Here is an 8,972-nt window from a genome sequence, read left to right as displayed (position 1 = left end):
CAATGCCCCGTGCTCGTCACACCGATCCCGGTCGTGAAATCCAGATACGACTTGCCATCAGTCGCGTGGATCCAGCTGCCAAGGGCATGATCAACCACCAACGGGGTTGCTTGCTTGAGAAGAGGGCTAAGAGAAGTCATGCCTCCAATTGTCCCCGAAATTGAATGATTGTCAACAATCGGCAGGAAGGATTAGAGTGGAGGCGTGGACACACTAAATGAGACGCCGGACACAAAACGCCGGCCAAAGGTTGTCATTTTGACGACGGAGGGCGTTACTCCTCCCCATAACCTCGCTAACATCCGGCAGCAGGCCGATGTGGTGATGACAGATGCGGCCGGCCTGGCCGGGGCGCTTCCGGGCGCCGAGGTCATTTTCCTCTGGGACTTCTTCTCCACTGCACTGCGGGATGTTTGGCAGCACGCCGATTCGCTTCGCTGGGTGCATGTTGCGGCGGCGGGCGTGGACTCCTTGCTCTTCGATGAACTGTGTGAGTCCGACGTTCTGGTCACCAACGCCCACGGCGCCTTCGACGAGTCCATCGCGGAGTTTGTGCTTGCCTCGGTCCTGGCGCACGACAAGCAGCTGTACATCAGCAAGGACCTTCAGCAGCAGAAGGTGTGGAAGCACCGCGAAGTCCAGCGGACGGCGGGGCAGAACGCACTGGTGGTCGGCACCGGGGGCATCGGACGAGCTACGGCCAGGCTCCTGAAAGCCGTGGGCCTGAATGTCCTCGGTGCCGGGCGCACCGTGCGCAGCCGGGACGCCGACTTCAACGAGGTGGTTTCCAGCGCAGACTTGGCCAGCCACGCCGGCTGGGCGGACCACGTGGTAATGATCGCCCCCCTGACCGTGGACACCCGCGGCATCCTCAGCACCGAAGTGTTGCAGGCGATGAAGCCGTCCGCGCATGTGGTGAATGTCGGCCGGGGCGCCCTCGTTGACGAAGACGCTCTGGTGGAGGCTCTACGGAACGGTGACATCGCGGCTGCCTCGCTGGATGTCTTCCATGTCGAACCGCTGCCGGCCGGCCACCCGTTCTGGGGCATGGACAACGTCCACATTTCCGCTCACATGTCCGGCGATGTCGTGGGCTGGCGCGAGACGCTGGCCAACCAATTTGAAAAGAACCTCGGCCTTTGGTTGCACAGCAGGCCCCTGGTCAATCGGGTGGACAAGAAGCTGGGCTACGTCACGAAGTAGCTCCACCCAGCCAGGTAACCCACTTCCGCACCAAAGGCATAACGTCCGACGGCGACGGCGCCGCCCACTCGTGGTGGGAAGCGCCGTCGCCGTACTTTACTTGAATGGTCAGATCTACTTGCGCAGTGAGCTGGCGATCTGGGCCATGACGGTGTTATCGGCCAGGGTGGTGGCGTCGCCGGTGTCGCGGCCTTCTGCGATGTCTTTGAGGAGGCGGCGGACGATTTTGCCGGAGCGGGTTTTGGGTAATTCCGGGACCACGAGGATGGTTTTGGGTTTGGCGATAGGGCCGATTTCCTTGCCGACGTGGTTGCGGAGTTCGGCGATGATGGCGTCGCCGGTGTCCACGGCGTCGCCGCGGAGGATGACGAACGCCACGACGGCTTGGCCGGTGGTTTCGTCCGCTGCGCCGACAACGGCGGCTTCGGCCACTGAGGGGTGGGAGACGAGGGCGGATTCGATTTCGGTGGTGGAGAGGCGGTGCCCGGAGACGTTCATAACGTCATCCACCCGGCCCAGGAGCCAGATGTCGCCGTCCTCGTCCCTCTTGGCGCCGTCGCCGGCGAAGTACATGGCTTCGAAGCGGGACCAGTAGGTGTCCTTGAACCGTTCGGGGTCGCCCCAGATGCCGCGGAGCATGGCAGGCCAGGGTTCCCGGATGACCAGGAAACCGCCGTGGCCGTTGGGCACGGACGCGCCGTTCTCGTCTACGACGTCCACGGCGATGCCGGGCAGCGGGACCTGGGCGGAGCCGGGCTTGGTGGCGGTCACGCCCGGGAGTGGGGCGATCATCTGCGCGCCGGTTTCGGTCTGCCACCAGGTGTCAACGATCGGGGTCGTGTTGCCGCCGATGACGTCCCGGTACCACATCCAGGCTTCGGGGTTGATGGATTCGCCGACCGAACCGAGCACACGCAGGGAGGACAGGTCGTACTTGTCCGGGATGTCCCGGCCCCACTTCATAAACGTCCGGATCGCGGTGGGGGCGGTGTAGAGGATGGAGACCTTGTATTTTTCGATGATCTCCCACCAGCGGCCCTGATGCGGGGAATCCGGGGTGCCTTCGTACATCACCTGGGTGGCGCCGTTGATGAGCGGCGCGTAGGCGACGTAGGAGTGGCCGGTGACCCAGCCGACGTCGGCCGTGCACCAGTACACGTCCGTCTCAGGGTGGAGGTCGAACACGGCCTTGTGCGTGTAGGCGCCCTGGGTGAGGTACCCGCCGGTGGTGTGCAGGATGCCCTTGGGTTTGCCCGTGGTCCCGGAGGTGTAAAGGATGAACAGCGGGTGCTCGGAATCGTGGCCCACCGCTGTGTGCTCAGTGGAGGCGGCCTCTACGGTGTCGGCCCACCAGTGGTCCCGGCCCGAAACCCAGGTGACGCGCTGACCGTTGCGCTTGACCACCACCACGTTCTGCACCGTATGTCCGGGGCGGGAAAGAGCGTCGTCGACAGCGGTCTTCAAGGCGCTGGGCTTGCCGCGGCGGTAGGTGCCGTCCGCGGTCACCACGAGCTTGGCTTCGGCGTCCTCAATCCTGGAGCGCAGTGCGTCGGCCGAGAACCCGCCGAACACCACAGAATGCACGGCACCAATCCGGGCGCAGGCCAGCAGGGTGATCACCGCTTCGGGAATCATCGGCAGGTAGACGGCCACGCGGTCACCCTTGACTACGCCGAAGGACTCGAAAGCGTTCGCGGCCTTCTTCACCTCTTCAGTCAGCTGCGCATACGTGTAGGTGCGGGTGTCGCCGGGTTCGCCCTCGAAGTAGATGGCCACCCGGTCACCGCGGCCGTTCTCCACGTGCCGGTCCAGAGCGTTGTACGCGGCATTGACTTCCCCACCCACGAACCACTTCGCGAACGGCGGGTTGGACCAGTCAAGCGCCTGGTCAAAGTCCTTGGACCAGGTCAGCAGCTCACGCGCCTGCCGGGCCCAAAAAGCAGGGCGGTCCGCGTCAGCCTCGGCGTAATCAGCTGCCGTGACAACGGCGTCGGCAGCAAACTCAAGGCTGGGCGGAAACTTGCCGTTCTCAGGCAACACGTCAGCGGCGGCCGGGTGCAGGGGATCTTCACGGACCGGTTCGGTTGTTGACATGAATGTCCTTTCCAACATGAAGTGGTTACCAGCCTCGTTCGGCGAGGCGGTGCGGCTGCGGAATCTCGTCCACGTTGATGCCCACCATGGCTTCGCCCAGGCCGCGGGAGGCCTTGGCTATGACGTCGGGATCGTCGAAGAAGGTGGTGGCCTTCACGACGGCAGCGGCACGCTGGGCGGGGTTGCCGGACTTGAAGATGCCGGAGCCAACGAACACGCCGTCGGCACCGAGTTGCATCATCATCGCAGCGTCGGCGGGGGTGGCGATGCCGCCGGCTGTGAACAGGACCACGGGAAGCTTGCCGGCAGCGGCAACTTCCTTGACCAGTTCGTACGGCGCCTGCAGTTCCTTGGCCGCAACATACAGCTCGTCCTCGGGCAGTGCGGCAAGCTTGGCGATTTCGGCGCGGATCTGGCGCATGTGGCCGGTGGCGTTGGAAACGTCACCGGTGCCGGCCTCGCCCTTAGACCGGATCATGGCCGCGCCCTCGTTAATGCGCCGCAGTGCCTCACCTAGGTTGGTGGCGCCACAGACAAAGGGAACCTTGAACTTCCACTTGTCGATGTGGTTGACGTAGTCGGCCGGGGTCAGGACCTCGGACTCGTCAATGTAGTCAACGCCCAGGGACTGCAAGACCTGGGCCTCAACGAAGTGGCCGATCCGGGCCTTGGCCATGACCGGCACGGAGACGGCGTCGATGATCTTGTCGATCATGTCCGGATCGGACATGCGGGACACGCCGCCCTGGGCGCGGATATCGGCCGGAACACGTTCCAGCGCCATCACAGCAACGGCACCGGCGTCTTCGGCGATGCGGGCCTGTTCGACGTTGACGACGTCCATGATGACGCCGCCCTTGAGCATCTCAGCCATGCCCCGCTTCACGCGGCTGCTGCCCGTGACGCTGTTGGATGCACCTTGTTGGTTTTGGCTCATGCCGGACCTCTTTACCGATGGATCGATTGGTTATTGTTGACAATACTACGGTGTTGACCGCGGCGCTTGGGATCGTACTCCCTAAATCTAGCGGTAGGATTGTTGACAATCGTGACGTCGCGCACATAGCCTGAGGTCAACCCGAAAGTAAGCAACGTGGACCTCAATCCCAGGAAGTAAGGCAGAACTATGGCCCGGTACATCAACATCACCCTTGAGAAGCGTGGAGTTACCTGCAAGGCGCTCCTCCTCGACGACGCCGCGCCCCGCACGAGCAAAGCGGTCTGGGACGCCCTGCCGCACAGTAGCCAGGTGTTCCACGGCAAGTACGCCCGGAACGAGATATACAACTTGGTTCCGGCCTTCGCGCCGAAGGAGCCCGGCGCCGAGAACACGACAGTCACCCCGATCCCCGGCGACGTTTGCTACTTCACATTCACGTCCAACGATCTGAAGACGCCCTCGCATGGCTACGAGGCGGATTCGGACACCGATGAGGTCCAGACCATCGTTGACCTGGCTGTCTTCTATGGCCGCAACAACCTGTTGCTTAACGGCGACACGGGCTGGGTCCCCGGAAACGTATTTGCCACCATCGTTGAAGGCCTCGACGAGATGGCGGCGGCCTGCCAGGACATCTGGATGGGAGGGGCGCGCGATGAGACGCTGACCTTCTCCCGCGCTGAGGACTCTGAGTAAAAGCCGCATATCTAGGCGACGAAGACCGGCTGGCTGCACATAACGTGCAGCCAGCCGGTCTTAATTCTGCGGTTAGTCAGCGCCGGTCAGTTAGCGCTGTGCCGCAGGCACATGAGGGCGTAGGCGCGGGCCGCCGCCACAAGTTCTGCGATACTTACCGATTCGTTGACCTGATGGGCCTGGTCATTGAGTCCGCCGGGTCCCATCACGATGGCCGGGACTCCGAGGTCGCGGGCAATAAAGCCACCGTCGCAGGCAGCCGTCCAGCCGGTAACAGCGCTGCTCACACCGGCGTCGGCCAGTGCGGCGACCGAGTTGCTCACCAAGGGGTGGTCTTCAGAGGTACGGAAGCCCGGCATCTCCATGGTGACCGCTGCCTCCACCGAGATGCCGTCCGTATCAATGTAGGCTTCGCTGATCTGTGCGCGGAGTCGGTCCAGGATCAGCTGGGCATCGTCGTCGGGCATGAGCCGGCGGTCCAGGGAAACGGTGCACTCGGCAGCCACCATGGACGTTCCGGTTCCGCCCCGTATGAGGCCGATGTTCCAGCTTCCGGCCCCCAGCAGGGCGTCTTGGTCTGCCTGCAGCCTGGCGTGGTCCGCACGGATTAGTTCCAAGATTTTCGTGGCGGCGTCGATGGCGTTCCGGCCGTCGGCGGGACGGCCCGAGTGGGCCGATTTGCCGGTGACTTTCAGCTCGATGTAGCTGTCGCCGCGGCAGCCGATCACCGTTTCGAGGTCGGTGGGCTCGGCCACCACGCACCCTGAGTAGGAAAACACCGAATCCGCCAACGCGGCGGAGGTGTAGGCCCGGATACCAATGCCCAGATCCTCCTCGTCCACCGTGCATGCCAGCGCGGCGTTGCCGGGCAGTTCCGCCCCGGCATCCTTAAGGGCCTTCAAAGCAATAAGGACTGCTGCCAGTCCGCCCTTCATGTCCGTGGAACCGCGGCCGAAGAGCCTGCCGCCCCGTACGTATGGCTCAAACGGCGGACGCTCCCAGCCGGTACCTGCGGGCACCACATCAGAATGGGCCAGGAACAGCAGCCCCGGATGTGCTCCGCCGGGCAGGACGGCCGTGAAGTTCGGCCGTCCCGGCGCCACCGTTTGAGTTGACACTTCAAGGCCCGCACCTAGGCTGAAGTCCTTCAGGACCTCCACCGTTGCCTCCTCCGTGCCGCCGGGGTTTTCGCCTGCGGCGGCCACCAAGGCGGTGGTCAGCGCGACAAGGTCGTCTTCGCTGATCAGGTCAAGGACCTGCTTTTCCAAGGCCTTCCGGGCAGAATCCGGCTGGGCCTTCTGCTCAAGAGCGGCGGTTTTCAAGCGTCGGCTCCGTCTTTTAGGGCTTCCAATTCACGGTCCATGGCGCGGCGGAGCCGGATGATGCCTTCCTCCGCCCGTTCGGGTGTGGTGGAGGCGAAGCAGAGCCGCAGGGCGTCGCCGAACTTTCCGCTGGCCGACAGGGCCGGCCCCGGAATAAAGGCTACGCCTTCGGCCAGCGCCGTCTCGAAGAGCTTGTTGGTGGAGATCTGCGCGTCCTCGCCCTGGAGGGTGAGCCAGAGGAAGAAGCCGCCTTCGGGGTCGGTGGTGGTCACCCTGCTGCCGAGGTTGCGGCGCAGGCTTTCCTGCATGGCGTCTTTGCGCCGCTTGTACTCTGTGCGCAAGCCTGCAAGGTGAGTGTCCAGGCCGCCGCGGCGGATGAACTCGGCCACGATGTGCTGGGCTGGAACGTTGGCGCAGGTATCCATGGCCTGTTTGGCGTTGATGACCAGCTGCCGCAGGGACGGATCGGTGTCCACCCAGCCGACGCGCAGGCCAGGAGCAAGGATCTTGGAGAAAGTCCGGACGGAGAACAGCAGGGGATCCCCGGGGCTCAGTGCCTGCAGTGACGGCAGGTCCTCGCCCTCAAAGCGCAGCAGCCCGTAGGGGTCGTCGTCGATGATGACGGAGTTCCACTCGTGCGCCAGTTCCAGCAGCTGGTGGCGGCGGGGGAGCGAGAGGGTAGTGCCAGATGGGTTTTGGAAGTTGGGAATGGTGTAGATGGCTTTGGGCTTCCGGCCCGCGGCAGCCACCAGGTCTGGGAGGGCCTCGACGATGAGGCCGTTCTCGTCCATGGGCGCCTCGAGCAGTTCGGCGCCGTAACTGAGGGCGGTGGCGCTGCCGTTGGTGTAGGTGGGGCTTTCGACAATCACCAGATCGCCGGGATTGATGAAGATCTTGCAGGCCAGGTCCAGGCCCTGCATGCCGCCCGCGGTGATGGTGACTCGCTCCTCGGCGGTGGGATCCGAGGTCCCGGCCAGGTATTCCACTAGTGCCTTCAGCAGCACCGGCTCGCCCTCGGTGGCGCCGTAGGTCATGGAGCTGTGGTCGATGACCTTGTCCGCGATGTCGCGGAATTCTGCCAGCGGCACGGCTTCGTCGGCCGGGGAGCCCATGGCAAACCGGACAATGTCATGCGTCTGGGCCGCCAGCAGGGAGGTACTGGAATCAATAACAGAGCCGATGAGGCCGGCGGTCCGATGTGCAAGAGGCAGAGTGGCGCTGGAGCGGGTGGCAAAGTGGTCAACGGTCATGACTAGCCGCCTTTCTGAATGAGTTCGCGGGGGAAGCTGGTGAAGGTTTCCACGCCGTCAGCGGTGACGCGGATCGATTCGGAGAGTTCATATCCGTAGTTATCCATCCACATGCCGCCGATCAGGTGAAAGGTCATGTTCTCCGCAAGGATGGATTCATCCTCGGAGCGGATGGAGATGGTGCGCTCGCCCCAATCCGGCGGGTAGCCGACGCCAATCGAGTAACCGATGCGGGAGGGTTTTTCCAGGCCGTACTTGGCCAATGTCCAGTTCCAGGCCCGCGCCAGTTCACGTACGGGGACGTCGGGCTGCACTTCGGTCAGAACTGCGTTGAGGCCGTCCGCGACGGCGTCAGCCAGCTTTTCCAGACGTTCCGGCTTTTTGCCGAGCACCATGGTACGAGCCAGGGGTGTGTGGTAGCGCTTGTGGGCACCGGCCAGTTCGATGACCACGGCCTGGCCCGCCTCGAAGCGGTCCTCGCTCCAGGTCAGGTGAGGAGTGTCCGCTGCTTCGCCGGTGGGGAGCATAGGCACGATGGCCGGGTAGTCCCCACCTACCCCTCCTGCGCCTTTGATCTGGGCTTCGCTAATGGCTGCGGCGGCATCACACTGGCGGACGCCCACATCGATTGTCTCGACGGCGGCCTGCATGGCAGCCATGCAGACCTGCGCGGCTCCGCGCATCAGCTGCACCTCAGCCGGGGACTTGATCGAGCGCACCCAGTTGACCAGCTCGAAGCTGTCCACCAGGGTCCACTCCGGGATGGCATTGACCAGGGAGCGGTAGGCCTTGGGCGAGAAGAAGTGGGAATCCATTTCCAGGCCCACGCACCCCTTCGCTGCCGGGGCTATGAGGAAGCGCTCGCGCAGGGCGAAGGCCACCCAGTCGAAAGGGTGGACATGCGGTCGGTGGACGTACTGCTCCGGGTAACCGATGATGCAGTCCTGGGGAAGCCAGGTGGTACGGAAGGCGCCACCGGCGTCCATTGCCCGCGTAAAGAGGAGCATGGGTCCGCTCGCCGGCACAAAAACCAGCTGCGGGGTATAAAAGGACCAGGCGTTGTAGCCAGTGAGATAGTAAATGTTGGCTGGATCGGTGACCAGCAGGGCGCCCAGGCCTTGCTTTTCCATCCGCAACCGTACGCCAGCTAGACGCGCCGCGTACTCCTCTTCGCTGAAGAGCAAAGCACACCTCCAATGGGGATTAGTAGATTGTCTACAATGTAACCCTGTGGGAGGAATCACACAACTTTGCGGACTGGACAGCATCACGGGCTCGCACGTCTGATTGTTGACAATAAGATAATGTGACGAGCATTATTGGAGGCATGACTTCTCTTAGCCCTCTTCTCAAGCAAGCAACCCCGTTGGTGGTTGATCATGCCCTTGGCAGCTGGATCCACGCGACTGATGGCAAGTCGTATCTGGATTTCACGACCGGGATCGGTGTGACGAGCACGGGGCATTG

7 protein-coding genes and 2 pseudogenes are annotated in these 8,972 nt (G+C 63.4%); 3 read left to right on the top strand and 6 right to left on the bottom strand.

All coding sequences use genetic code 11. The features are described from left to right. Positions 1-140: pseudogene (locus AB4Y73_RS20085) on the bottom strand (aspartate aminotransferase family protein); the annotation flags it as partial. Positions 141-204: 64 nt separating this feature from the next. On the opposite strand from AB4Y73_RS20085, the gene AB4Y73_RS20080 reads away from it, so the two are divergent. Further along, entirely contained in the window at positions 205-1,203 is a 999-nt protein-coding gene (locus AB4Y73_RS20080) for a D-2-hydroxyacid dehydrogenase (protein WP_441874402.1), read from the top strand. A gap of 114 nt (positions 1,204-1,317) precedes the next feature. On the opposite strand, the gene acs is transcribed toward AB4Y73_RS20080, so the two are convergent. Next, positions 1,318-3,297: an acetate--CoA ligase gene (gene acs / locus AB4Y73_RS20075; RefSeq protein WP_441874400.1), complete on the bottom strand. Its 1,980-nt coding sequence runs from the start codon at positions 3,295-3,297 to the stop codon at positions 1,318-1,320. A 25-nt stretch (positions 3,298-3,322) separates the two neighbouring features. Continuing rightward, positions 3,323-4,234, bottom strand: a complete 912-nt coding sequence (gene pdxS / locus AB4Y73_RS20070; RefSeq protein ID WP_441874398.1) for a pyridoxal 5'-phosphate synthase lyase subunit PdxS — start codon at positions 4,232-4,234, stop codon at positions 3,323-3,325. Positions 4,235-4,423: 189 nt separating this feature from the next. On the opposite strand from pdxS, the gene AB4Y73_RS20065 reads away from it, so the two are divergent. Next, positions 4,424-4,933, top strand: coding sequence for a DUF3830 family protein (locus tag AB4Y73_RS20065; protein WP_441874396.1), 510 nt, complete (start codon positions 4,424-4,426; stop codon positions 4,931-4,933). A gap of 86 nt (positions 4,934-5,019) precedes the next feature. On the opposite strand, the gene AB4Y73_RS20060 is transcribed toward AB4Y73_RS20065, so the two are convergent. Genes AB4Y73_RS20060 through AB4Y73_RS20050 form a run of 3 tightly spaced genes read right to left on the bottom strand, consistent with a single transcriptional unit; the run spans position 5,020 to position 8,689 of the window. Further along, entirely contained in the window at positions 5,020-6,255 is a 1,236-nt protein-coding gene (locus AB4Y73_RS20060) for a M20 family metallopeptidase (RefSeq protein WP_441874393.1), read from the bottom strand. Next, the gene (locus tag AB4Y73_RS20055; protein ID WP_441874390.1) at positions 6,252-7,505 is read right to left on the bottom strand and encodes an aminotransferase-like domain-containing protein; all 1,254 of its coding nucleotides are present in this window, start codon (positions 7,503-7,505) and stop codon (positions 6,252-6,254) included. Before AB4Y73_RS20055 ends, AB4Y73_RS20060 begins: the two co-directional genes overlap by 4 nt. Before the next feature lie 2 nt (positions 7,506-7,507). Then, positions 7,508-8,689 (bottom strand): M24 family metallopeptidase, encoded by a 1,182-nt coding sequence (locus tag AB4Y73_RS20050; RefSeq protein ID WP_441874387.1) that lies wholly within the window; start codon positions 8,687-8,689, stop codon positions 7,508-7,510. 143 nt (positions 8,690-8,832) lie between these two features. Here AB4Y73_RS20050 and AB4Y73_RS20045 point away from each other — a divergent pair. Next, positions 8,833-8,972, top strand: a pseudogene (locus AB4Y73_RS20045) (aspartate aminotransferase family protein); the annotation flags it as partial.

It is taken from the genome of Pseudarthrobacter sp. TAF60_1 (assembly GCF_052113505.1).
Taxonomy (GTDB): domain Bacteria; phylum Actinomycetota; class Actinomycetes; order Actinomycetales; family Micrococcaceae; genus Arthrobacter.
The sequence above is the reverse complement of the archived record's forward strand: the minus strand, read 5'-3'. Positions and strand labels throughout refer to the sequence as shown.